Origin of the sequence: Sulfitobacter sp. 1A13496 (assembly GCF_043557225.1) — a bacterium.
Lineage (GTDB): Bacteria > Pseudomonadota > Alphaproteobacteria > Rhodobacterales > Rhodobacteraceae > Sulfitobacter > Sulfitobacter faviae.
In genome coordinates this window covers 496,246-519,328 of record NZ_JBIFFP010000001.1, presented here as the reverse complement: position 1 = coordinate 519,328, position 23,083 = coordinate 496,246, and the positions used below count along the sequence as shown (strand labels likewise).

The window sequence follows — 23,083 nt, the reverse complement described above, 5'->3', positions numbered from 1 at the left end:
TCAAGCTCCTTTGCGATCAATCTGCCCAATCGCCACCCCGCTGACAAGGTGGCCCGCCACCGACGCGATCCGCCCCGGCAGCTTATCGCCGCGGCTAAAGCCTTCTGTGTCTTGGGTAAATCGCGCGTCGAAGGTGGTATTATCGCCAGATAGGGTGACCTCAAGCCGATCAAAGCCAAAAAGCGCCTTGGTCGCTGGGTACTGCGCCTTATAAGCCGCCTCCTTGGCGCAAAAGATACGTTTCGCAGCCGCTAGGTCCGCGCCGCCGAGGCGGGTGATTTCCGCCGGAAGGCAGATTTCGGTGAGCAGGTCTGCGGGCAGTGGGCTGTCGTCTTCGATATCGACGCCGAGGGTCTCCACCTCTGCACTGCGCGCCAGAACCGCGATGCACCAGTCGTCACAGTGGCTGATGGACCCGGTCAGCCCGGGTGGCCAAATCGGTGCGCGGTCGGGGCTGGCCAAAACCGCCGCTGGCGGGTGACCAAGCGCCTGCATCGCCTCCCGCGCCGCGTGGCGTCCGGCGGTGAATTCGGCGACCCGTTTGGGTTGTGCCCGTGCGATGAAGGCGGCTTCGCCCGCCAGCAAGGGCGGATAGGCTCTGCCGGGGCGGGTCACGGCGACAGCGACCGGCAGATCGAAAATAGCCTGAACAGCCGCCCTGATCTCACCCTCCGCCGTCACCTCAACCCCGCCCGCGGCCACGCGCGGCCCGCATAAGGCGACGTTTCGACATGGTCTCGGACCGCGCGGGGGGCTCGGCGGCGGAGGGTGTCTTAGTCGGTGCGGCGGGCTTGCCCCCCAGCCCCTCGATATGTGCCGCCAGTCCGGCCAGGGTCGGGAAACGGAAGATATCGGTGATCGACAAAGCGCTGACGCCCAAGGCCGCCTTGATGTCGCGATGCGCCTGTACCGCCAGCAGCGAGTGGCCGCCGAGGGCAAAGAAATTATCCTCGCCGCGAATGTCCCCTAGCCCCAAAAGCGCGCTCCAGATCTGTGCGATCGCCGCTTGGCTGCCGCCCGCGGGCGTCTCGGCCTGAGGCGCGGCATTTGTGGGCGCGCTTTGTCGGGTAGGGGCGGGCAACGCCTTGCGGTCGATTTTCTTATTCGGCGTCAGTGGCATGCCAGAGAGGGTGACGATGGCCTGCGGCACCATGATATCGGGCAGATGCGCGGCCAATTGCCGCCGCGCGGCGTCGCTATCCACCGTCTTTTCCGCGACCACATAGCCGATCAACTGCGCGCCACCCTGCCCGGCATCCTCGCGCAGCAACGCCACGGCTTGGCGCACGCCCGGCAGGTCGGCGAGACGCGCCTCAACCTCGCCCAGCTCAATCCGATGGCCGCGGATCTTAACCTGCGCATCGGCGCGGCCCTCGAAATGCAGCACACCCTCGGCGTCCATCCGCACCAGATCGCCCGTGCCGTAAAGGTGGCCCCTGCCGGTGAAAGGATCGTCGACGAAACGCGTCGCTGTCATCTCGGCCCGTTGCCAATAGCCCTGCGTGACGCCATCGCCCCCGATCCATAGCTCCCCCGAAGCACCGATGGGCAGCGGCTGCCGCGCGGGGTCGAGGATATGAACCTGCGTATTGGCAATTGGCCTGCCGATGGGCGCGGTGGTGGCCTCGGCACTGTCGAGCATATGGGTCGTGGACCAGATCGTCGTCTCGGTCGGGCCATACATGTTCTGGATCTGCGCCGAGGTCGCCGCGCGCAGCCCGCGCAGCAGGGTGCCGGGCAGCGCCTCCCCCCCGATCATCAGCGATTTGATCCGCGCCAAAGCGCCGCGCGCCTCGTCGTTCATCACCATCATCTGCGCCATCGAAGGCGTGCATTGCAGATGGGTCACCCCGTGGCGGATGATCTGCGCGGCGATGGAGTGGTCATCCGCCGCCGGTTGCCCGCCCGCATTGGCGCGGTGCAACACCTCGGCCAAGGGCGCAAGCCCCGCCATCACCTTGGCGGTCGGAATGCCATAGTCGATCAGACAGGCGATCTCATCCACGCCGATCCGCTTGAGCTGCTCGGCCCGCGCCAGACCATCGGCCACGGTGCCGAACATGCCGCTGTCGTTGAAATAGCGCTGAAAGGCGAACTCTAGGATCGCATCCATTTCCTCGGCCGAGAGCCCTTCGAGGTCGATCTCAAACGGATTCGTCGTGCCCGCCGGTTTCTTGAAGGCCGGGAAGGCCCAAGCGTATTGTTTGATCAGCCCCGCCGCCGAGCGCAGGTAGTCTTTCATCGGCTCGCGGGCGGTCTCTTCGGCCTCGGCGCGGGTGGCGGCGAGATAGCTGTGCAGCATTACCGTGACCTTGTGATCCGCCGGATCATGGCCCGCCCCGCGCAGGGCGTCGTGGTAGATTTTGATCTTGTCGGCGACCTCTTCCACCGATTGGCCCAAGAGGTGTGTCAGCACATTGGCGCCAATCTCTCCGGCTTCTTTCCATGTCTGCGGATTGCCCGCCGTGGTCACCCAGATCGGCAGCTTTTGCGAGACAGGGCGCGGCTGGGTCACGACAGCATGAGGCGTGCCATCGGCGCGAGGGAACTCTACCGGCTCCCCGGCCCAGAGCCTGCGCAACTGATCGATGGCGTCATACATCGCGGGCTTGTTTTCGGGCGGCGTGTTTTCCGGGCGCAGCACGAAATCGTCGGGCTGCCAGCCGCTGGCAATGGCGAGACCGACGCGCCCATTGGTCAGATTGTCGATCACCGCCCATTCCTCGGCGATCCGCGCGGGGTGGTGCAGCGGCGCCACGCAAGACCCTGCCCGCACGTCGAGGTTCTGCGTCACCGCCGCCACCGCCGCGCCGGTAACGGAGGGGTTGGGGTAAGGGCCGCCAAAGGCATGGAAGTGCCGCTCGGGCGTCCAGACCGCGTTGAACCCGTGGGCGTCGGCGAATTCTGCCCCTTCGAGAAGCAACTCGTATTTCTTGGGGCCGACGCCATCGTCATTGCCCCAATAGAACAGGTTAAAGTCGATCCTGCGGTCGCTCGTGGCAATTGGGCCGTTCGACATGAGCGCCCGGCTGTCATCGCCCGCCAGCACCAGTTTGAAGCCTCGCGCGAGGGTCCAGAAAAGCTCCAAGACCGAAATATCGAAGCTGAGGCTTGTCACGGCAAGCCAGACCGCCCCCGCCTCATGGTCGATCCGGTCGTCCATCCCGGCAAAGAAATTCGCCACATTGCCATGGCTGACCATCACCCCCTTGGGCGTCCCGGTGGAGCCGGAGGTGTAGATCAGATAGGCGAGGTCATCCGGCCCGGCGCTGGCGGCGGGGTTCACCGCCGGTGCCGTGGCAAGGCGCGGGTCGCGGTCGATCTCAACCACCTGCGCGTCATGCGGCGGCAGGCTGGCGATGAGGGCCGATTGCGTCACCACGATAGATGCGCCGCTGTCCGAAAGGTAATGCGCCAGACGGTCCGCCGGATAGGCCGGATCAAGCGGCACATAGGCGGCCCCGGCTTTCAAAATGCCAAGCGTGCCGACCAGCAGGTCTACGCCCCGTGCGACGCAAAGCGCCACCGGCACCCCCGGCCCCGCCCCCCTATCGCGCAGCAGATGCGCCAATTGGTTGGCGCGGGTGTTCAATGCGGCGTAGCTGAGCGTCTCACCTTCAAAGACCAACGCGAGCGCCTCGGGGCTGCGCTCCACCTGCGCCTCGAAAGCGGCGTGGATGGTGTGGGGGTCATAGGCGCGCGTCGTCGCGTTGACGCGGGCCAAGATCTGCGCCTCGGTCTCTGGAAACGCCCAGACGGTGCCGCAGTCCGAGGCTTCGGTGATCTTGGCAAAGGCCGCCTCAAGGCGCGCGGCGAAGAGGTCGACCGCGGCGTCGGACAGCCGGGCGCTATCGAAACGAAGCCGCGCGCCCTCTGGGGTAAGGCAGAGGGTCAGTGCCGCCCCCGCAAGCGGTTCATCGTCAAAGGAGATCGCGAACTCCGGAGTAGCAGCCACATCAATCGCCGGATCGCGCAGCGGCAGGTCGCGGGCGAAACCGACGGCCCCCTTTGTGCGGCTGAGTTGGGGGTCCAGCTGAGCCAGCAACTCGGCCACCGGTGTTTCCGCCTCTGCCGTGATGGTGACCGGCAGCCAATCGGCGATAAGCGACGCGGGTGCGTCCTCACTCCGCAAAGCGATGCCGCCTTCGTTGGCCCCGGCGCTGCGCAGCGCGACGAGGGCTGCGGCGGCGACTTGGTGCAGTGGGTCGCTTCCCTGCGGCAGAGCGAGTTCGCGAACGTTCCATGTCGATGCCGTTTCGGCAGTCGAGGCCAATGGGACCGGCAGCGCGTCGAACCCGGTCAAAGCACGCCGCCAATATGCCTCCCCAGCCGGTGCCGGAGCCGTGCCAGCCGTTTGAGGCAATATATCCCCGGCGGCGAAGAACTGCGCGGGCGCAACGCTCTCGCCCGCCATATCGCGCAGATCAAGAAGGGCGATATGGACATCACGCGCCGCCACGATCATCCGCGCATCGTCGACCTCGATAACCTCACCGGGGGTGCCACCCTGCCCTGCCAGCACTTCCACGCGAGAAACGGCCAACACCGTGCCATCCGCGCCCACGACTTTCGCCGTGGTCAGCGAGTTCCAATAGCTTCCGAAATCAAGGCCACGAACCAGCGCGCCGATCTCCTCCGCCGTTTTGGTAAAATCGATCAGCCCGCCGTTGTCGGGCCGTTTGTCCTTCGCGAAATAGCTGCGCTGGCTCAGGTCTTGGGCGGTGCCTTGCAGGCTGCCGCTTTCCAACTGGGCCAGAACCTCGCCAAAGCTTTCCATCCCGGCGGCGTAGCATTTGGAATTGAGGCTGAAGGCTGTCTCATCGGCTGCGATATCAACCTCGCGCTGCGCCAGCAGGTCGCCAGTATCGACGCCGGTCTCGATCAGATGCCAACTGATCCCATGCCGCGCCTCGCCATTGATGATCGCCCAAGCGGGTGTGTTGAGCCCGGCATAGCGCGGCAGCGGACCATCGTGAAAGTTGACCGCCCCGCGTTTGGGCAGCGCCAGAACCGTGTCGGGGATCAGCCGCAGGTTGGCGATGCTCAACAGCCAGTCGGCGGCCAGCCCCATCGGCAAGAGTTCCTCGGCATCGCGGCAAAGCGCCAGCCCCTGCCCCTCGGCCCAAGCGCGCACCGCGTCGTCGCGGGTGATCACGGCAGCGATCCGGTGCCCGCCCGCCAGCAGCATGTCGCCGCAGGCGATGGTCAGGGATTCGTCGCCCATCAAGAGGGCGGTGAGCGGGTCTGTCTTGAAGCTGACGGTCATCAACGGTCCTCCGTGGCGGGGCTACGGCTTGGGTCTTGAACGGCGGGGGCCGCGCGCCGCGCGGTGCGCGCATGGGCCGCAAGGTCGCGATAGAAACCCGGCGCATCTTCGGGGCGGCGCCCGGTGAGCAGGCAGCGCAGATGGTGCAACCCGCCCCCGGCAAGCCGCGCAAGCGTGGCCAGTGCGGCATAGGCGCGGCCATGGTTCTTGGCGAAATAGCGGTGGCGGCTGTCGAACCAATAGCGCGGCATGCGCCGCCATTCCTTCATCCCGGTCGAGACTGAGCCGACATGCACGCACCGCGCCTGCGGCACATACCAGCAGTCCCAACCCGCCCGCGCGGCCCGCAGACAAAGGTCGGTTTCCTCGTAATAGAGGAAATAGGCTTCGTCGAAGAGGCCGATCTCGGCCAGCATGTCCCACCGCATCATGACACTGGCCCCGGCCACCCAATCGACCTGCGCCGCCTTTTCAGGCAGAGGCGGCGCCACGACCGAGGCAGAGAGCAGCCGCGTCAGCGGGCCAAAGCGCGCAGCGGCCTCCAACTCTCCGGCGGCAGAGGGAAAACGAAAGGCCGTGGCATGGGGCAGATCATCCTCCCCGCGCACATGGCTTCCGGCCAATCCGGCGCGGGGGTGGTTTTGCAGATGATTTAAGAGCGCCCCGATACAGCCGCGATCGAGGAAGGCATCCGAGTTCACCACATGCACGAAATCCGGCGCGGACCCGTCCGACATCCCCGCCCGCATGGCCAAGTTGTTGCCCGCGCCAAAGCCGCCATTGCGGGGCGAAGCGATCAGCCGCACCCGGTTGCCCGCGCCCCAGCCCCGCGCGGCGATCTCCTGCGCCAGTAGCGCGGCAGAGCCATCGCCGCTGTCATTGTCGACGATCACCAATTCGGCACCCGCATCGGGCATATCGGCCAAAGCGGCCTCAGCCGCGCGCAGGGTCATCTCAGCGGTGCGGTAATTGAGGATGACGACCAACAGGCGGGGCGGTTGTTGCATCATTCCGCCGCCGTGGCTTGGGTGTGGTCTTGGCCTGCGCCTTCGGCCAGGGCCGCCGCAATCACCTCGGCCAGTTCTTGCGCCAGCACGGTCACATTCGGGGCCAGCACCATGCTGACGTGATCGCCCGGCACTTCGATCACCTGCAAGCGCGGCGCGTATTGCCGCCACTGGTTGTCCTCATAGACATATTCCTTTTCCGCCGTGACATACTGCCCGTCAGAGACCGCCCAATGCCGATCCAGCGGCGGGCGGAACAGGGTCATCGGCCCGTCCCACTGCGGCGTTTCATACCGTCCCACCGCGCGGAGGAACGCCGCCTGAATGCGCAGACTGTTAAAGGAAACCCCCTCACCTTCGCCGCTCGTGTCTTGTAGCGCCCGACGCCGCTCACGCTCCCACGCCCAGCGGTTGCGCGCCCATTCCAGCAGATAGGCCGGGCCTTTGCGCTTCAGTTCGGCCAGCTTGATATGCGCCTTGTCGATCTTGTTGAGCGACGGGCGTACGGGCAACGGCGTGTCGAGCATCGCAAGAACGGCCACCTCCTGCCCCGCGGCTTTCAACTGCTGCGCCATCTCATAGGCCGTGATCCCGCCGCCGGAGTATCCGGCCAGCAAATAAGGCCCTTGGGGCTGCAAGGCGCGTATTTCGGCGATGTAATCCGCCGCGGCGGTCTGCACCTCTTCATGGGGGGCTGCGTCCCCGATCAGCCCACGGGCCTGCACCCCATAGACCGGGCGCTCATTGCTAAACGGCAGGGCAAGATGGCGTAGGTTCAGCACATTGCCGAACATCCCCGCGACCACGAACAGCGGCGTCGCGTCTCGCGAGGACTGGTTGAGCGGCACGAGGTAGTCAAAGCGCTGTTGCGAGCCCGCCGCGTCTGTCTCGACCGCCTCCGCCTGCGCCACATCCCCGCGCTCCGCCGCGATCAGGGCTGCGCATTTGGCGATGGTCGGCGCTTCGAAAAGGACGGAGATCGGGAACTCCACCTTGAACTCACGTTTGACCGCCGCGAAGAGGCGCACCGCGATCAGGGAATGGCCGCCGAGGTCAAAGAAACTGTCCTCGACCCCCACGGGGCTGACGCCCAAAAGGTTCGACCAAATCTCGGCCAATCTCTCTTCGATCCCATTGCGCGGGGCCACGAAGGAGCCGTCGAGATCGGGCCGTTCAAAGCTCTGCCCTTGGGCGGCGGCATCGGTCAGCGGCGCATCGGCCTGCGCGATCAGCCCTTGCAAGGGCAGCGAAGAGACCATGACCTGCGGCGCCTCCAGCGCCAGCGCGCGGCGCAGCGCCTCTGGCCCCTCCTGCGCGCGGATGCCTTGGCGCACCAGACGGGCCAGACGCTCTTCGGCGGGGCTGAGGCTCTCGCTGCTGTCAGCATCTTCAAAGGTCACTTCGCGGGCGTCGGGCGGAGGCACCTCGGCAAAGGCCCCTTCGAGCCGCTTCATCGCGAAATCGCGAACCTCGACCAGAACCATGCCCTGCGGATCGGTAATCGTGACGTCGAAACGGGCCAAACCCTCGGCCCCCGTACCTTCGGCTAGTTGGACATGCGAGCGGACTTCGGCAGGCAGCGGGGCGTGGAGCGTGATTTCCCCATAGGACAGCGGCACCCAGAGGTGGCGCGCGGCATAGCCGGGGATCAGCGTCATGGCCCAGCCGGTGGCGATATCCATCAGACCGGGGTGCATCAGGTAGCCATCGGTCAGATCACCCTGTGCTGCCTCAGGCAGGTGCAACGTGGCGATGCCCTCACCTTGCCCGAGGGCCATGCGCTGCAATACATGCCAGCGCGGGCCGAACTTCAAATGTGCCTCTTGAACAGCGGGCAGATGGCGCCCGGGTGCGGCCTCGGCCACATCCTCGCACCGGGCGGCGATGGCCGCGAGGTCAAGCGGTTCGGCCCTGCCGTCCGCCGGAGACATCCGCGCTTGGACATGCAACTGCCACGCAGGCTTGCCGTTGACCACACAGGCGCTGCGCAACTCGGCGGCAAAGCCCGCGCCCTCAGGCGTCAGGGTGATCTTGATTTTGCGCCGCGCCCCATCGGCCAGCGGCAGGGGGCGCAGGAAATAGAGGTCTTGCAGGGTGAAGCCGCCTAGCCCTTGGGCCGCCGCCGCTTCGGCCAAAAGCTCGATATAGCCCGTGCCGGGCATGATCGCGCGGCCATCCAAGGTGCGGTGTTGGGCGAGCAGCCAATGCGAGGCTGCAATCTCGGTCGTAAATTCGGGCGCGCCGCTCTCGCCCGACCCGGCGGTTTCCAGCAGCGCTGCCTTGATCGGGCGGGCGGGCAGCGCCACGGCACCGCCGCCACCAAGGCTCTCTGCCGCCATGCCGACATCGCCCCAAACGCCCCAGTTCACCGCCAACACGCGGGTCTGCGCCGCGCGCCGCGATTGCGCAAAGGCGTTGAGCCAGGCATTGGCCGCCACATAATCCACCTGCCCCGCCGCGCGGGTCGCGGTGGAGGTCGAGGAGAAGAGCACCATGAGGTCGAGCGCGCCATCGGGCAGCAATTGATCCAAGACCCGCAGCCCCTGCACCTTGGGCGCAAGCACCGCGTCGATATTGGCATCCGTCTTGGCCAAAAGCGGCGCGTCATCCAGCACCCCCGCGGCATGGATCACCCCTGTCAGCCCGCCGTGGCGCGCGGTCAGGTCGTCGATCACCCGGCGCATCTGCGCAAGGTTGGCGACATCGGCCCGGGCCACTTCGACCGCCCCGCCCGATTGCGCCGCCTTGGCCTCAAGCCGCAGGATAGCCCGCAGACGCCGCGCCGTGGCATCCGCCGGGCCGTGGCTGGCAAGGTAGCTGTCCCATTCATGGCGCATCGGGAGGGCCGCGCGGCTCAGCAGGATCACGCGGGTGCCGGGCGTCTCCAGAATATCCGCCGCGAGGGTCATGCCGATGCCCCCGAAACCGCCGGTGATGAGGTAGGTGCCCTGCGACTTCCAGCCCGGCAGATCAGCCTCGGGCAGCGCGGCGGCGCGGTAGCCCAACTCATAGCGGCGGCCAGCACGGTGGGCGACTTGGAGGTTGGCGGGGGTCGCCAAAAGCTCTTCGATCAAGTCCGAGGGGTCAATCACCGGCGCGGGCGCCACCGGTTTTGCGAACCATCCCGAAGGGGCCACAGGCGCGACCTCGGGCAGGTCGATTTGAGTTGCCGTCAGCCCCGGCACCTCGCGTGCCATGACCCCGACGGGGCCGGAAATGAGGGCTTTTTCGGGATAGGCCAGCCCTTCCTCTGCTACCAGTGCCGCGCCGGTGGTGAAGACGCTGAGGTGCAGCGGCGCGGGGTTCTCGGCCTCGGCCAAGGACTGGGCGAGCCACGTCAGGCTCCAGAACCCCTGTTCGACATTGCGGTCAAACCGGCTGGAGCCGGGGCGCGGGGCGGCCTGGTCATCAGTCAGCCAGAAATGCGCGATCCGGTCGGGCCTCCGCCCATCGGCCTCAAGCGCTGCGATCAACTGATCATAGCCCGACCGCCCCTGTTCAGCGGCGAGCGTGAAATGATCGGCACTGACGCGGTCAAAGGCATCCCCCGCCGTGACCTCTGCCACCCGGTGCCCTTCGGCCCGAAACCGTGCCGCCGCCTCGGCCCCCAGCCCCGCCGTGTCGGAAAAGACGAGCCAGTTCAGCGGACCGGAGAGGTCCAAATCCCGTTCGGCATAGCGCGGTTGCCAATGCGGCAGCGCGCCCCAGTCGCATATGTCCTCCAGCCGTTGCAGCGGTTGCTCGGCCGGGCGTGCCGCCGCCTCACCCGGCTCGATGAAATAGCGTGCGCGCTGGAATTGATAGGTCGGCAGCACCACGCGGTTGCGCCGTGCCTCGCCCCAAATCTGCGCCCAATCGGCCTCGACCCCGCAGGCCCAGAGCCGCCCGATCACCCCGAGGAAATAGGCATCATCCGCGATCTCTTGCTCGGGGTGGCGCAGCGAAGACATCACTTGCCCCGGAGCCACATTGGCGTGCATCTGCGCCAAGGCGGAAAGCGCCTTGCCCGGCCCGACCTCAAGGAAAACCCGCGGCGCATCGCGGCTCAAAGTGTTGATGCAATCCGCGAAATTCACCGTATGGCGGAGCTGTTCGACCCAATAGTCGGGGTCCGTCGCCATCTGCGCCGTGATCACCTCGCCGCTGCGGTTCGACAGGAAGGGCATCTGCGGCGCGCGCAGGTCAAGCGTGGCGAGGAAGGCGAGGTATCGGTCGAGGATCGGGTCCAACATCCGCGAGTGCGCGGCGATGTCGATGGCGATGCGCTGATGGTCAAGACCGGCGGCGTCGAGCCGCTTTTGCAGCGCCTCTAGCGCGTCTTCGGGGCCGGAAACGGCGATCAGTTCCGGGCCGTTCACGCTGGCGATATCAATGGCCTCGCCCAGAAGCGGCGTGATCCGCTCCAGCGGCGCGGCGATACTAATCATCCCGCCCGATGGCACCTCATCAAAAAGCCGCCCGCGCAGCAGCACAAGGTCGATACAGTCTTCAAAACGCATCACCCCGGCAAGACAGGCGGCGACATTCTCGCCCATGGAATGCCCCACCATCGCGGCGGGTTTCACGCCCCAAGACAGCCAAAGCTGCGCCAGCGCATATTCGACGATCATGATCAGCGGCAATTGCACCGAGGGGCGTTTCAGCTTGGCCTCGGCTGCCACACGGCCTTCAGGCTCCGGCAGCCAGATCGCGCGAATGTCGTAGTCGAGTTGCGGGGCAAGATGGGCCAGCCCCCGGTCCATCCATTCGGCAAAGACCGGCTCGGTCTCGTAAAGATCGCGGGCCATATCGGCATATTGCGCGCCGCCGCCGGGGAACATGAAAACGACTTCGGGATCGGGGCCGAGGTGGTCATGGGTAAAGACGCGGCGGCTGTCGCCCGCCTCCAGCAGGGCCGCGGCCTCCGCATGGCTTTCGGCCACCAAGACGCGGCGTTTGTCAAAACCGCGACGGCCCTCCTTTAGGGTGAAGGCCACATCGGCCAAGGGCTGTTCGGGATGGGCGCGCAAATGTGCTGCGAGCGCGGCGCTATTGGCATCCAAGGCCGCCTTGCTGCGCCCCGAGAGACAGAGCACATGGAAAGGGAAATCGCTGTCTTCCGAGGCCGCGCGGGCCGGTGCCTCTTCCAAGATCATATGCGCATTGGTGCCGCCCACGCCAAGCGCATTGACGGCGGCGCGGCGCGGGGTGTTTTGCCCGGACCAGTTATAGAGCCGGTCATTGACGCGGAAGGGCGAGCCCTCAAAAGGGATCGCCGGGTTCGGCGCCTCATAGCCCAGCGAAGGCGGGATCTGCTGGTGGTGCAGCGACAGCGCCGCCTTGGCCAGCCCCGCCACCCCCGCCGCGGTGTCAAGATGGCCGATGTTGGTCTTGACCGATCCGATGCGGCAGAAATCTTCGGCCTGCGTCTCGGCGCGGTAGGCTTGGGTAAGGGCGGCCACCTCGATCGGGTCGCCCAGATAGGTGCCGGTGCCGTGGCATTCGATCATGCCGATACTCTGCGCCGCCACGCCCGCATCATCCAGCGCGCGGGCAATGGCGGCGGTCTGCCCGTCCACGGAAGGTGCCAGATAGCCCGCCTTGGCCGCCCCGTCGTTGTTCACGGCCGAGCCTTTGATTACCGCCCAGATGTGGTCACCATCCGCGACAGCATCCTCCAACCGCCGCAACGCCACGGCGCCTGCGCCGGAGCCAAAGACGGTGCCCTGCGCGCGGTGGTCGAAAGCGTGGCATTCGCCATCAGGCGAGAGGATCTCGTTTTCCTTGAATTCATAGCCGCGCCCCTGCGGCAGTTCGATCGTCACCCCGCCTGCCAGCGCCATGTCGATCTCACCCGCGCGCAGGGCCTGCGCGGCGTAGTGGATTGCCACCAGCGAGGTCGAACAAGCGGTTTGCAGATTGATCGACGGGCCTTTGAGGTCAAGCACATGGCTCACCCGGGTCGAGAGGAAATCCTTGTCGTTCCCGGTATGGCGCAGCAAAAACATGCCCACATCGTCGACGAGGTCCGGGTTCGAGCAGATGTTGAAATAAAAATAGCTCCCCATGCCGCAGCCGGCATAGACACCCACCGGGCCGGAGAGGCTTTCGGGCATATGCCCCGCCTGCTCTATCGCCTCCCATGCGATCTCAAGAAACTTGCGGTGCTGCGGGTCAAGGATGGCGGCGTCTTTTGGCGAAAAGCCAAAGAACTCCGCATCGAACATGTCGTAGCCGGGCATATCGGCGGTGACGGGCACATAGTTTGGCCGGGCCATCCGCTCGGCGCTCTCTCCGGCGGCGCGCAGCTCTGCCGCGTCGCGGCGCTTGAGCGCGCTCACCCCATCGCGCAGGTTCGCCCAATAGGCATCAATCCCTTCGGCGCCGGGCACCGTCACCGACATGCCGACGATCGCGATGTCACCGCGCGAAAGAGTGTTGTCCGTGCTATTCATTGCGACACATGTCCCACCGCCCGCTTGGTCAGAGTGCGGCACCCTTGAGGTTCAATTTAAGCTTCGGGTGAAGCATACAACAGGCAAATCTGGCGAAAATGAGCCGATAACGTGCCCTAGGGTCACTTTCGGCCAAAATCACTTCACAGCGCCGTGAATGGGTCGCGGTTTAGAAAACCGTCCGCTTTGCGTTCAACGCGGGGGCGTCCATCCTGTTCCGCCCCTTGCGCGCCGCCACCAACCCTTCGGCATGGCCAAGGATCGCCCCAGCCGTGAGCCAAGTAAGCGGCGTCAGCGTGGCATTAAGCAACATGTCCATCATGGTAATGCCAAGGATCAAAAGCAGCGGTGCGAGCCATGGAGATAGCGCCGCATCGCCCCTCCGGTAGAGATGCAGCCCCACGAGGATGATCGGCAGCGCCAGAAGGCCCATCTCACATAGGTAACCAAGCCAGCCGAAAGTGCCGAAAACGATGATCCAGCGGCCATCGGGGATCGACAGGATATTGCCGTTCGTCGCATCGCGGATCAGGTTGCGCCCCCATCCACCCCAGCCGAACCACGGTTTCTCGGCGGCCCGCGCCAGCAGTTGCTCTTCGTTCATAAAGCGGTAGCCAAGCGATTGCGCCCGGTCCGCGCTGATCGCCTCGGCCTGTGCAAGGATCGCATCGAGCGGCACCAGACCGGCATTGCGCAGCATCGGATAGATCACCGCCACGATGGCAAAGACCACCGCCAGCCGGATCTGCCACCGCGGCGGGGTCAGCAGCACCATCGGCACCAAAAGCAGCGCATAGGCCAGCGAGGCAAGGCTTTTGCACAGCAGCAGAACCACGGCGAGATAGCCCGCCAGCAAGAGCATCTTCCAGCGGTCGATCACCGGGGTCTGCCGCGCCAGCGCCACCGCCGACAGCAGCGCGATACACATAAACAACGCCAGCCACAGCGCATGGGGCAGGAACACGATGGGGCGAAAGCCCCCATTGCGCATCATCTGTTCAAATGAGTGCTGGAAGAACCCGTAGATCCATGTGTTGAGCTGCGGTGAGAAACGGATCTCGAACAGCGAAGGCACAGAGTAGATCACCCCGCCTACCATGAAGGCCAAGAGCAATTCCCGCAGTCCCTTTTCATCCGCAAGGAACTGCCGCGCCAGCAGGAAGGGCACCAGCATCAGCACCTGCCCGATCAGCACCGAGCCGATGTCACGGATCGAAAGCCCCGGCAGCGTGTCGACGGGGAAAAGGATCGGCTCAAAGCCGCGGATCGACTGAAACAGGATCGGATCGCCATTGGTCAGCACCGTCGGCACCGCCGAAAAGACCAGCCCCAGCACCAATAGCCCCGCCAGATGGGAGGCGGGCCAGAGTTGCAATTTCTCCTGCGTACCCAGCCAGATAATCAGCAAGACGCTCAGGTTCGGGATCGACACTTTGTCGAGCCCCGGCACCAGCGGCAGGTTGAACTCCGCCAGCGGAGGCAGGAACAGATAGCCGCCAAGGATCGACCAGATCAGCGCCCGCTGAAGCGGCAGGTTGCGAAACAGGGCCAGACAGACGAAGGGCCAGATCAGCAACATCAGATAGGCGACGGGATTTGGCATGACGTCCTTCGCGAAAGCCGCGTCGGGGCGCGGCAGGATGGGGCCGGGCGAAAATACCATCTGGCCCCAGCCCTGTCATCCCGCTAGTTTTGCGGCAGGTTCACTTTGGCGCGGGCGTGTTTGATAGATGACACATGAAATCAATGGGATAGAGTGCGAAGCTTATACTTCTTTGCCTGCCAGCGTCGGTGCGACAGCGGAAGGCGCGGCATGAAGTATGGCACGGGCACTGCCGCCGTGGAGGTCAATGTGTCGACGCGGGCCGCATTGTTTCAGGCCCTGCGCGCCCGCTTTGCCACGGGTCAGGGATTCGCCCTTGCTACGCTCAACCTCGACCATCTGACCAAATTGCCCCGCGATGCAGGCTTCGCCGCTGCATATCGCGCGCAGGATTTCATCGTGGCCGATGGCCGCCCCGTGGTCTGGCTCTCGCAACTCGCCAAACAGCCGGTCGAGCTGATGCCCGGCTCCGATCTGATTTTGCCGCTCTGCGAATTGGCCGCCGCACACTCGCTGCCTGTCGCCTTTTTCGGCAGCGATGAGGGCGCGCTGCAAGGGGCCGCAGCGGCCCTGCGGACCCGTCTGCCGGGGTTGGAGATTTGCCATATCGCCGCCCCGCCCATGGGCTTTGACCCCGAAAGTGCCGAGGCGGATACCGCCCTGCGGGAGATCGCCCAAAGCGGCGCACGCCTTTGTTTTCTGGCCCTTGGCGCGCCTAAGCAAGAGATCCTTGCCGCACGCGGGCGCGACATCGCGCCGGGGGTGGGTTTCGCCTCGATCGGGGCGGGGTTGGACTTCCTCGCCGGGCGGCAGCGCCGCGCGCCGAAATGGATGCGGATGTTGGCTTTGGAGTGGCTCTGGCGGGCTATGCAAAGCCCGGCGCGGATGGTGCCGCGCTATGCCCGTTGTTTCGCGATCCTGCCGCGATTGACGCTTGCGGCATGGCGGGCGCGCTAGGCTCAGCGGTATTCGATGATCCGCCCGCCGCGGCGCATGTGGTATTTGAGCACGCCCATAGCTTCGGGAAATTTGCCCAGCAGGGTGAAAAAACCCCAAGCCGCCCCGCCCCGCCGTATCAACCGCAACAGTTGCAGCGGATAAATCAGAGCCAGCCCAAGCCCAACCCAAGGGAGCATCAGCGCCAAGAGCAGGATCACGGCGGGCAAAACCGCCCCCCAGAGTAGTGCGCGGCGCGTTTCGGCCACCCAATGCCGATCCGGCCCGCGGCCATGCAGCGCGGCTCCTTCGGCAAAGGCATGGCCCGCCCGCAGGCTGCGCCGCCACCACTGGCCGACCTTAGTGATCTGCGCGTCATGCCATGTCATCTCGGCGTCGAGCCGCCATATCTGCCAGCCCGCGCGGCGCAGCCTTTGGCAAAGCTCCGGCTCTTCCCCGGCGATCATCTCGGCCCGGTAGCCGCCCACGGCGCGCAGCGCGTCCAACCGCATCAGCGCGTCACCGCCACAGGCAAGCGCCTCGCCCACGGGCGTATCCCACTCGCGGTCGACCAGCCTGTTGTAGACAGAGGCCTCGGGGTTTTCCTCACGCCGCCTGCCACAGACCACGGCGACCTGCGGATGAGCGCTCAGATGGGCCTCCGCCCCCGCCAGCCAACCGTCTCGCAGGATGCAATCCCCGTCGAGGAACTGCACCAGCGTGATCCCCTCACCCAATGCCGCCATGCCCGCATTGCGCGCCCGCGCGGCGGTGAAGGGCTGCTGCATGTCAAGCTCGACCACCTCGGCCCCTAGTCCCCGCGCCATGGCGACGGAGCCATCGGTCGAGCCGCTGTCGACATAGATAATCTGCGCCACCTGCCCTGCCAGTCCTTGCAAGGACCGCTCCAACCGCGCGCCCTCATTCCGGCCGATGACGACGGCACCGATGCTCATGCGGCATGCTCTTCACGCCAAGCGGCGACATGGGCGCTATAGGCCTCCGACGGCACCAGAAAGCCCGCGCGATAGAGAAGTTCGACCCGGTTCCAGCGCCGCGCGTCCAGCGAGAAGAGCGACACATCAGGGTTCTGCCCGATTACCGCCATGCGCCGCGCGTCTTCTCCGTGAGACAGGTTGCCCGCACCCAATGTATCGGCATCCCGCGCGGCGGCGTCATTGGCGAATTTGTAGTGTTTGATCACCGCCGTCATATCCGCCACCCGCACCCCCGAAGAGAGATGCGGATGCGGCGCGGGCGTGACCTCTGGCCCATTGAAAATCAGCGGATGTTTCGTCAGGCAGCAGTCTTCGCCAAAGACCTTGCCACGCACGCCGCCGAAAGCGAATTTCACTGCCTCGTTAGAAAGCGCATTGTCGGCCAGCAGGGCGGAAAACGGAATCTCCGGACTGTGGTAATCGATTTTGCGCACCGCGCTGATGTCGTAATACAGGAAGGATTGCAGCGCCTGTTTGTCGGGCATCCCCGCCGCCGCCGCGAGGCTGGTTTTTGGAAACATCTCAAGCATCTGCGCGGCCAAAGCGGTATAGCCTTGCCGGTCGAGATAGGCGGTCAGCCCCTTGATGCCGATCTGGCTGCGCCCTTCGAAATCGAAAATCTCGTCCATATCGACATAGAGACACCAGCGGTCCTTGCCATAGGTCTGCGCGGGGTACTGGCGGATCAGGTCTTCGTATTCGGCCAACGGCAGAGTGCAACGGTCGATCACCGTGCCCTTTTGGGCTTTGATCCGGGCGATGGTATCATCGCGTGAGCCGTTGTCGATAAAGACGAAATGCTGCACCCCCATCGCGCGGTAATGGCGAAAGAAAGCGTCGAGGTAATAGCTGCCGTCGCGCACCAAGGCGATCAGCACCACCTCGGCCGGGGCGGTGTCGAGTTTGCTCGGCCCATGCAGATGCTGCAAGGAGGCAGCAAAACGCGCGCGACGGCGGGCGTTGTGCAGGCGTTGGCGCAGGCGGCGGAGCAGATGCAGGGGCGATTTCATGCCCTTGTGATACGCCAGCCGATCTGCGCGGTCCACTGTCCCCGTGCCCTTCCGCCCCGGCCCGCAGCGCCCCCGAGCGATTAGCCGCCGCCCTTTTCTGCAGGCGCGGCGACCATCCCGCCCCCCGCACGCAGGGCCGGGTCAAAGAAGGTATGCCGCGCCCGGCCTGCATGTTTCGAGGCATAGAGCGCGGCATCGGCATTGGCCAAGACCACGTCGCGCGATCGCCGGTCCCCCCGCTGAATCCAGACCGTGCCGATGCTGGCGGAGACCTTGCAGACCTCGCCCTTAAAATGAATGGGCTCTTCCAGCCGGTCGATGATCCGCTGGCCGATCCCGCGCAGGGTGCCCTCGCTGCGCACATCGGGCAGAACCACGGTGAACTCATCCCCGCCCAAACGCACCACCATGTCAGAGCTGCGCGTCTCTTGCTGCATGATCCGGGCGACGACTTGCAGCACATGATCGCCCGCCGCATGGCCCAAACGGTCGTTCACCGCTTTGAAGTAGTCGAGATCGACATGCATCACGGCAAACCCCTCACCGGCAGAGATCAACCGTTCCAGCACCGCATTCAATGCGCGCCGGTTTTTCAGCCCCGTCAGCGTATCGGTAAAGGCCTGTTCCTCCGCCGCGATCCGCGCCTCTTGCAGGCGCAGGTTCAAACGGCGCGAGGCTTCCATCGCAGCGGATTTCGCCTCCATCAGGTACAACATCTCGATCGCCAGATCGGTGGCAGCGAAATCCGCATTGGTCAGCGCATAGTCCTGCACCCCGTCGAAAATCGAAATCCCGAAAGAGAGGTTCACGATTAAACGCCGATCCCCCAGCGGCACCAGCAGGCCCTTCAACTCGGTCCGGGGGGCGTCACGAAAAGCGAGGTGCAGCTTGACCCCGGCGGCCCGGCGCAGGTCTTCCATCCCCGATATGCCACGGGGCCGTTTGACGGTGACCGTATCCAGAAACCGCCGCCCCGCCAGCGGCACCTGCGGGCGCAACTTCTGGATCGTGGGCCCAGCGTGACGGATTCTGCCGCTGGCCGAAAGCAGCAGATGCATCGGGCAAAGCTTGTCCAGAACCGCCGGATCGTGGCCTGCGCCACTCATGCCCGCGCCCCAAGCTCAAACCGGCGCCCTTCCGAGAATTCGGCCTCGACCAGAATGATCTTCAACGCCTCGACGCCTTCGGATCGCCCGCAATGTTCCAGCAGCACCAGCGCGCCATAATCGTCAGCCATAGCCCGCAGAACCCCCATCATCAGATAGCCGTAGCCCACGAGCGGCGCCTCACAGATCAGGGAATACTGGCCATCGGGGTCTTCGCGCAGTTCAACCGGGGGCAGATGCAGTTCCGACAGAGCAAGGCGGGTCCGGTCCGGCAGATCGTCGAGCGATTGCAGGAAATCGCTGAAGCTGACCCCGCCGAACCGCAGCAAGCGCCGCACGGCCTCATAGCCCGGCTGCGCCACGAGGAAGGTGCCGACATCCTCCATCACCTCGGCCAGGGGCCGGTCCAGCACGGCACAAACCGCTTCGAGCACCGCCGGGGTGACGTGATCCGGATAGGTCAGCATCGCCTCGAATTCGGTGAAATCCAACCCGGCCCGCGCGGCCACATCGGCCCAGAGCCTCTGCCCGTAGTTCGCGCAAAAGTAGTTTTGGATGCTGCGGTTGATAAGCCCGTGCATGATTGCCTCATTCCCATTTTCCCAACCCCAGATTGCGGGGGCAGTGGTTAAGATTGACCTGATGAATACAGTTGTCGGGAAATTGCCTTGGTCCCGGCCCGCGCCGCGCGCGGAACCGCCGCTATATGCTGCGCGTTCGGTAAAGGAAGAAGAGGCGATGCCCCGTCTCTCCCCAGCCTGAGGAGACTTTTCATGAGCGATGATCCCAAACACCCCAAGGGCGAGAACAAGACACCGCCCAAGAAACCTCAAGAAGACCTGCACCGCCCCGAGGCCACATTGGACGAAGCCCCCGCCGGCAGCCCCAACGCCGAAGAACGCTCGCGGCTTTCGGATTGATGCATTGGGTCCGACCACGGGGTCGGACCTTTGACCGACCAAGGCGGCCAAGAAGGGTTACGCAACATGAACAATGACGTCACAGCACCCCGGCAGCACAGCGCGCCGGGGTTTATGGTCTGTCTGGGCTGGGTGGCCATCCTTGGCTGTGTGATATTCGCCATATCGATCCTGATCGCGGATTTCGTCGTGCCGGATCACGATTGGATCGCCGACACGATCAGCGATCTGGGCGCGGGACGGTATGAGTTCATCGTCGACATCGGCATCTATGCCTTCTCTGCCGCGCTCATCGCCTGCGCCCTGCTTTGCGCCCATGTGCATTTCGGCGACCGCTGGTGGAGCATCGCCACCATCGGGCTCGCCCTGCTGGGGCTCATCGTCTTTCTAGTGGGCGCGCGCAACGAATACGGAGACCGCGATTCCGATGGTGTAGTGATCCATATCTATCTGGTCTACGCGCTCGGCCTGATCATGCTCACCGTGCCTTGGCTGCTGTCGAGAGGATTCGCCGATATATCAAGCTTCCTTGCCAAATCGCTCAAGGTGATCTCGCTCCTCTGGCTGGTCTCGGCTCCGCCCTTTTTCTTTCTGCCCACCGGGATCGATGGCGTCTATGAGCGCTATCTGGGCCTGATTGCCATGGCGATGGTGGTGCTGCTGGGGCGGTTCTTTATCCAACGGGGCCGGGCATTGAACGGGGGGCATGGCTGATGTTCTTTGATCACCTCCCTCTAGATATCCTCGCCCGGGCGCTGTTGCTTTCGGCCATTGCGCTGACTTGGGTGATCATCGTTGTCCGGGTCATCGGGCTGCGCACCTTTTCAAAAATGACCGCTTTTGACTTTGTCGCCACGGTCGCCACCGGCTCGCTGCTTGCCGGCGCCTGTCAGGCCACCACTTGGCCGGAGTTCGCCCAGCCGACCTTGGCCATCTCCGCCCTGCTCGGCGCGCAATTCGTCATCGCGAAGATACGGCAGGCTTCCGACAGCTTTGAGCAAGCCGTGCAGAACGAACCCGTGATCCTGATGCGGGAAGGTGAGATTTTCGATGCCGCCCTCAGCGAGACCCGCGTCGCGCGCGCCGATCTGATCGCCAAGTTGCGAGAGGCCAATGCCCTGCGCTTCTCGGATGTGCGCGCCGTGGTGTTGGAGACCACGGGCGATATCTCGGTCCTGCATGGCGATACTCTTGAAGAGGGGCTGCTCGAAGGCGCGCGCATGGTCGAAAAATAAAGCGTCCTCAGGCCAAGCGCTCCGCCAAATGGCCGATATCCGGCAAGACCAAATCGGCGTATGGGGCGAGGTCTTCCGCCGTGGCGGGGCCGGTCAGCACCGCGACCCGCAGCATTCCCGCCACCCGCGCGGCCTCCAGATCGTGAACACTGTCCCCGATCATCGCGACAGAGGCGGCGGGAAGGTTCACATGGGCGGCAAAGGCGTGCAACTGCCCCGGCGAAGGTTTGCCCCCATGGCCGCTGTCAAATCCTGCGATAAAGTCGAACATATCGACCACCCCCGCCGCCAGCAGATGGGCCCGCGCGGGGTGTTCGGCATCGTTCGTCGCCACGCCAAGGCGCAGACCCCGGTCGCGGAGCCCTTGCAGAAACGGTCTCAGCGGCACCGCCTCCCGCTGTGGCGCGGCGCTGGCTTCGGCATTGATGATGTCCAACAGATCCACTGGCAGCTGGTCTGGAAAATGAGGGACCAAGGCATCGACCACCTCCTGCGGCGTGCCAGCGATGGCGATACTGTCCGGTGCGAAACGGCGCGTGGCGAGGTCAAAGCCAATGCCCGCGCCCACCTGTGCGGCCAGCCCGCGATCCCCCTCGCAGACCCGCAGCAAGAAGGCCTCGGCCCAAGGCTCCCACGTCGCGGCGAAGTCGAAAAGCGTGCCATCCTTGTCGAACAGCAGCGCTTTAACATTTCTTAAGTCCAATGCACCTGCTCCCCTCCGGGCAGCGCCGCGCGAGCTTGCATGATCCGCTCATAGGGGATCGCCAGATGGTCGCAAAACCCGATCACCCACGCGTCGTCCATCATCAGGAAATCCAGCACAGCGCCCAGAAAAATAGGGTCGCTGGCCTGCGTTTTGAGGTCCGCTTCGGAGGCACCGGTGCTGCCCAGAAACACCGGCAACAGATCATCATTCGCCGCCAGCCAGCCCAGCGCCTGAAGCGCCAAAGTCTCAGCGGTGTCTTGGGTATAGGACATTGGAAAACCGTCTTTTGCTGAAGGTTGGAAACCCTTTGTTAACCATTAGGGGGCAAAGACTCTCGCATCAAACTGATTTGTACGGTGAAGGAGTTGTCGTGCAAGGGACCATCCTTATTGCAGATGCGATCGCGACCAATCGCATCGCCCTCAAGGTCAAGCTTTGTGCGGCATACTATCACGTCGTTCAGGCCGAAGACATGGAAGAGGCTTTGGCCTGCCTGCGGGAAAACCCGCCGGATCTGGTGATCTGCGCGCTGACATTGCCGGGTGGCGGCGCGGCGGACCTCTGTCGCGTGCTCAAAGCCTCTCCCGATACCGCGCAGCTACCGGTTTTGGCCATCGGTAATAGCGATCAGGCCGTGGATCGGTTTACCGCGCTCGAAGCGGGGGCGAGCGATGTGTTGCTGAAACCGCTCGATTGCACGCTGCTGTTGGGCCGGACCCGCAGCCTCATCCGCGCCCGCAACGCGGCGGGCGAATGGGAAATGCGTGAGGATACGACCCGCGCGCTCGGGCTGGCGGAGCCTGCGGCGGAATTCACCGCCCGCAGCCACTGTGTGATCATCCATTCCGACAGCGCGGTAAGCGTGAATTGGGCGAAACAACTCCGCCCTCAGTTGCGCGCGCGCCTCACCCTCGCCAATCCGGAGGAGGCCATTCGCGCCGCCGCCGCCAACGGACCGCCCGACGCTTTCGTTTTGGTTCTGCCCAAAGACCCCGTGCCCGCCACCGCGGCCTTGCGTCTGATCTCGACCCTGCGGGCCAACGCCCAGACCCGCCACACCGGGCTGCTGGTGGTGCAGCTGGCCCCGGATGCGGCGCTTGCCGCCACCGCCCTTGACCTAGGGGCGGATGATTTGATGACCGAAGGTTTCAACCCGGCGGAAATGGCGCTGCGCCTGCATGCGATCTTGCGCCGCAAGCGAATGACGGACCAACTGCGCGACACGGTGCGCACGGGGCTGAAGGCCGCCGTTTTCGACCCGCTGACAGGGCTGCACAACCGCCGCTATGCCCTGCCCCATCTGGACCATATCGCGGAACATGCCGTTGCGACCGCCCGCCCCTTTTCGGTGATGGTCGCCGATCTGGATCACTTCAAGGGCATCAATGATCGTTACGGTCATGCCGCGGGGGATTCCGTTTTGGTGCAAACGGCGGAACGGCTGCGCAACAACCTGCGCGGCATGGACCTTGTGGCCCGGATCGGGGGGGAAGAATTCTTGATCGTCATGCCCGGCACCGGCCTTGCGGATGCAGAGAAGACGGCGGCGGCCATCTGTGCCGATATCGGCAACCGCGGCTTTGTCGTTCCCGGCACGCCCCAGCCGATCCATGTGACCATCAGCATCGGTCTTTCCGTCGGCCCAGTGGAAGAGGAAGGCCACCCGCTGTCAGCCGAAGCCTTGATGGCGCGGGCGGATCGGGCGCTTTACACGGCAAAAACCCATGGCCGGAACCGGGTGAACCTGAGCCGCCCCGCGGCCTGAGGTTCGGACAGGCGGGGCGCGTTGCCGCTGGAAGGTGGGTCACTTTGACTGTCTTCATGAGCGGGGGGGCTGATCGGACCTCTGCCTCTGCCTCTGC

At 64.9% G+C, this 23,083-nt stretch carries 16 protein-coding genes; 5 read left to right on the top strand and 11 right to left on the bottom strand.

Annotated elements, in window-relative coordinates; all coding sequences use genetic code 11:
- From ACGYLX_RS02585 to ACGYLX_RS02565, 5 genes are all read right to left on the bottom strand, one after another.
- Positions 1-702 carry a 4'-phosphopantetheinyl transferase gene (locus ACGYLX_RS02585; protein WP_394447203.1) on the bottom strand — a complete coding sequence of 234 codons (702 nt, stop codon included), beginning with the start codon at positions 700-702 and terminating at the stop codon, positions 1-3.
- Positions 683-5,266 carry a MupA/Atu3671 family FMN-dependent luciferase-like monooxygenase gene (locus ACGYLX_RS02580; RefSeq protein WP_394447201.1) on the bottom strand — a complete coding sequence of 1,528 codons (4,584 nt, stop codon included), beginning with the start codon at positions 5,264-5,266 and terminating at the stop codon, positions 683-685. The genes ACGYLX_RS02585 and ACGYLX_RS02580 overlap by 20 nt, the downstream gene beginning before the upstream one ends.
- A complete protein-coding gene (locus ACGYLX_RS02575) occupies positions 5,266-6,276 on the bottom strand; it encodes a glycosyltransferase family 2 protein (protein WP_394447199.1) in 1,011 nt (336 codons plus the stop codon). The genes ACGYLX_RS02580 and ACGYLX_RS02575 overlap by 1 nt, the downstream gene beginning before the upstream one ends.
- The gene (locus tag ACGYLX_RS02570) at positions 6,273-12,707 is read right to left on the bottom strand and encodes a type I polyketide synthase (protein WP_394447197.1); all 6,435 of its coding nucleotides are present in this window, start codon (positions 12,705-12,707) and stop codon (positions 6,273-6,275) included. The genes ACGYLX_RS02575 and ACGYLX_RS02570 overlap by 4 nt, the downstream gene beginning before the upstream one ends.
- A 169-nt stretch (positions 12,708-12,876) precedes the next feature.
- The gene (locus ACGYLX_RS02565; protein WP_394447195.1) at positions 12,877-14,370 is read right to left on the bottom strand and encodes a hypothetical protein; all 1,494 of its coding nucleotides are present in this window, start codon (positions 14,368-14,370) and stop codon (positions 12,877-12,879) included.
- 150 nt (positions 14,371-14,520) lie between these two features.
- Here ACGYLX_RS02565 and ACGYLX_RS02560 point away from each other — a divergent pair, with 150 nt between their 5' ends.
- Complete coding sequence (locus ACGYLX_RS02560) at positions 14,521-15,267, top strand: WecB/TagA/CpsF family glycosyltransferase (protein ID WP_394447193.1); 747 nt, start codon at positions 14,521-14,523, stop codon at positions 15,265-15,267.
- A gap of 2 nt (positions 15,268-15,269) precedes the next feature.
- Here ACGYLX_RS02560 and ACGYLX_RS02555 read toward each other — a convergent pair whose 3' ends face one another.
- Genes ACGYLX_RS02555 through ACGYLX_RS02540 form a run of 4 tightly spaced genes read right to left on the bottom strand, consistent with a single transcriptional unit; the run spans position 15,270 to position 18,941 of the window.
- The gene (locus ACGYLX_RS02555) at positions 15,270-16,202 is read right to left on the bottom strand and encodes a glycosyltransferase (protein WP_394447191.1); all 933 of its coding nucleotides are present in this window, start codon (positions 16,200-16,202) and stop codon (positions 15,270-15,272) included.
- Positions 16,199-17,290 (bottom strand): glycosyltransferase family 2 protein, encoded by a 1,092-nt coding sequence (locus ACGYLX_RS02550; protein WP_394447189.1) that lies wholly within the window; start codon positions 17,288-17,290, stop codon positions 16,199-16,201. The genes ACGYLX_RS02555 and ACGYLX_RS02550 overlap by 4 nt, the downstream gene beginning before the upstream one ends.
- A 44-nt stretch (positions 17,291-17,334) precedes the next feature.
- Positions 17,335-18,360: a diguanylate cyclase domain-containing protein gene (locus ACGYLX_RS02545; RefSeq protein WP_394447187.1), complete on the bottom strand. Its 1,026-nt coding sequence runs from the start codon at positions 18,358-18,360 to the stop codon at positions 17,335-17,337.
- Positions 18,357-18,941 carry a heme NO-binding domain-containing protein gene (locus ACGYLX_RS02540; RefSeq protein WP_394432767.1) on the bottom strand — a complete coding sequence of 195 codons (585 nt, stop codon included), beginning with the start codon at positions 18,939-18,941 and terminating at the stop codon, positions 18,357-18,359. The genes ACGYLX_RS02545 and ACGYLX_RS02540 overlap by 4 nt, the downstream gene beginning before the upstream one ends.
- Before the next feature lie 192 nt (positions 18,942-19,133).
- On the opposite strand from ACGYLX_RS02540, the gene ACGYLX_RS02535 reads away from it, so the two are divergent.
- From ACGYLX_RS02535 to ACGYLX_RS02525, 3 genes are all read left to right on the top strand, one after another.
- Positions 19,134-19,280, top strand: a complete 147-nt coding sequence (locus ACGYLX_RS02535) for a hypothetical protein (RefSeq protein ID WP_394447185.1) — start codon at positions 19,134-19,136, stop codon at positions 19,278-19,280.
- A 66-nt stretch (positions 19,281-19,346) separates the two neighbouring features.
- Entirely contained in the window at positions 19,347-19,994 is a 648-nt protein-coding gene (locus ACGYLX_RS02530) for a DUF998 domain-containing protein (protein ID WP_394447183.1), read from the top strand.
- Positions 19,994-20,515: a DUF421 domain-containing protein gene (locus tag ACGYLX_RS02525; RefSeq protein WP_067261620.1), complete on the top strand. Its 522-nt coding sequence runs from the start codon at positions 19,994-19,996 to the stop codon at positions 20,513-20,515. The genes ACGYLX_RS02530 and ACGYLX_RS02525 overlap by 1 nt, the downstream gene beginning before the upstream one ends.
- 7 nt (positions 20,516-20,522) lie before the next feature.
- On the opposite strand, the gene ACGYLX_RS02520 is transcribed toward ACGYLX_RS02525, so the two are convergent.
- Together ACGYLX_RS02520 and ACGYLX_RS02515 are read right to left on the bottom strand one after the other, a co-directional pair.
- Positions 20,523-21,218 (bottom strand): HAD family hydrolase, encoded by a 696-nt coding sequence (locus tag ACGYLX_RS02520; RefSeq protein WP_394447181.1) that lies wholly within the window; start codon positions 21,216-21,218, stop codon positions 20,523-20,525.
- A complete protein-coding gene (locus tag ACGYLX_RS02515) occupies positions 21,209-21,493 on the bottom strand; it encodes a DUF3572 domain-containing protein (protein WP_271687853.1) in 285 nt (94 codons plus the stop codon). The genes ACGYLX_RS02520 and ACGYLX_RS02515 overlap by 10 nt, the downstream gene beginning before the upstream one ends.
- A gap of 98 nt (positions 21,494-21,591) precedes the next feature.
- Here ACGYLX_RS02515 and ACGYLX_RS02510 point away from each other — a divergent pair, with 98 nt between their 5' ends.
- Positions 21,592-22,986 carry a diguanylate cyclase gene (locus ACGYLX_RS02510; RefSeq protein WP_394447179.1) on the top strand — a complete coding sequence of 465 codons (1,395 nt, stop codon included), beginning with the start codon at positions 21,592-21,594 and terminating at the stop codon, positions 22,984-22,986.
- Positions 22,987-23,083 lie beyond the last annotated feature (97 nt).

Coding starts and splice junctions, on each gene's coding strand:
- ACGYLX_RS02580 (WP_394447201.1), bottom strand. CDS start 5,266: ATGACCGTCAGCTTCAAGACAGACCCGCTCACCGCCCTCTTGATGGGC.
- ACGYLX_RS02575 (WP_394447199.1), bottom strand. CDS start 6,276: ATGATGCAACAACCGCCCCGCCTGTTGGTCGTCATCCTCAATTACCGC.
- ACGYLX_RS02570 (WP_394447197.1), bottom strand. CDS start 12,707: ATGAATAGCACGGACAACACTCTTTCGCGCGGTGACATCGCGATCGTC.
- ACGYLX_RS02565 (WP_394447195.1), bottom strand. CDS start 14,370: ATGGTATTTTCGCCCGGCCCCATCCTGCCGCGCCCCGACGCGGCTTTC.
- ACGYLX_RS02560 (WP_394447193.1), top strand. CDS start 14,521: ATGAAGTATGGCACGGGCACTGCCGCCGTGGAGGTCAATGTGTCGACG.
- ACGYLX_RS02555 (WP_394447191.1), bottom strand. CDS start 16,202: ATGAGCATCGGTGCCGTCGTCATCGGCCGGAATGAGGGCGCGCGGTTG.
- ACGYLX_RS02545 (WP_394447187.1), bottom strand. CDS start 18,360: ATGAGTGGCGCAGGCCACGATCCGGCGGTTCTGGACAAGCTTTGCCCG.
- ACGYLX_RS02540 (WP_394432767.1), bottom strand. CDS start 18,941: ATGCACGGGCTTATCAACCGCAGCATCCAAAACTACTTTTGCGCGAAC.
- ACGYLX_RS02535 (WP_394447185.1), top strand. CDS start 19,134: ATGAGCGATGATCCCAAACACCCCAAGGGCGAGAACAAGACACCGCCC.
- ACGYLX_RS02530 (WP_394447183.1), top strand. CDS start 19,347: ATGAACAATGACGTCACAGCACCCCGGCAGCACAGCGCGCCGGGGTTT.
- ACGYLX_RS02525 (WP_067261620.1), top strand. CDS start 19,994: ATGTTCTTTGATCACCTCCCTCTAGATATCCTCGCCCGGGCGCTGTTG.
- ACGYLX_RS02515 (WP_271687853.1), bottom strand. CDS start 21,493: ATGTCCTATACCCAAGACACCGCTGAGACTTTGGCGCTTCAGGCGCTG.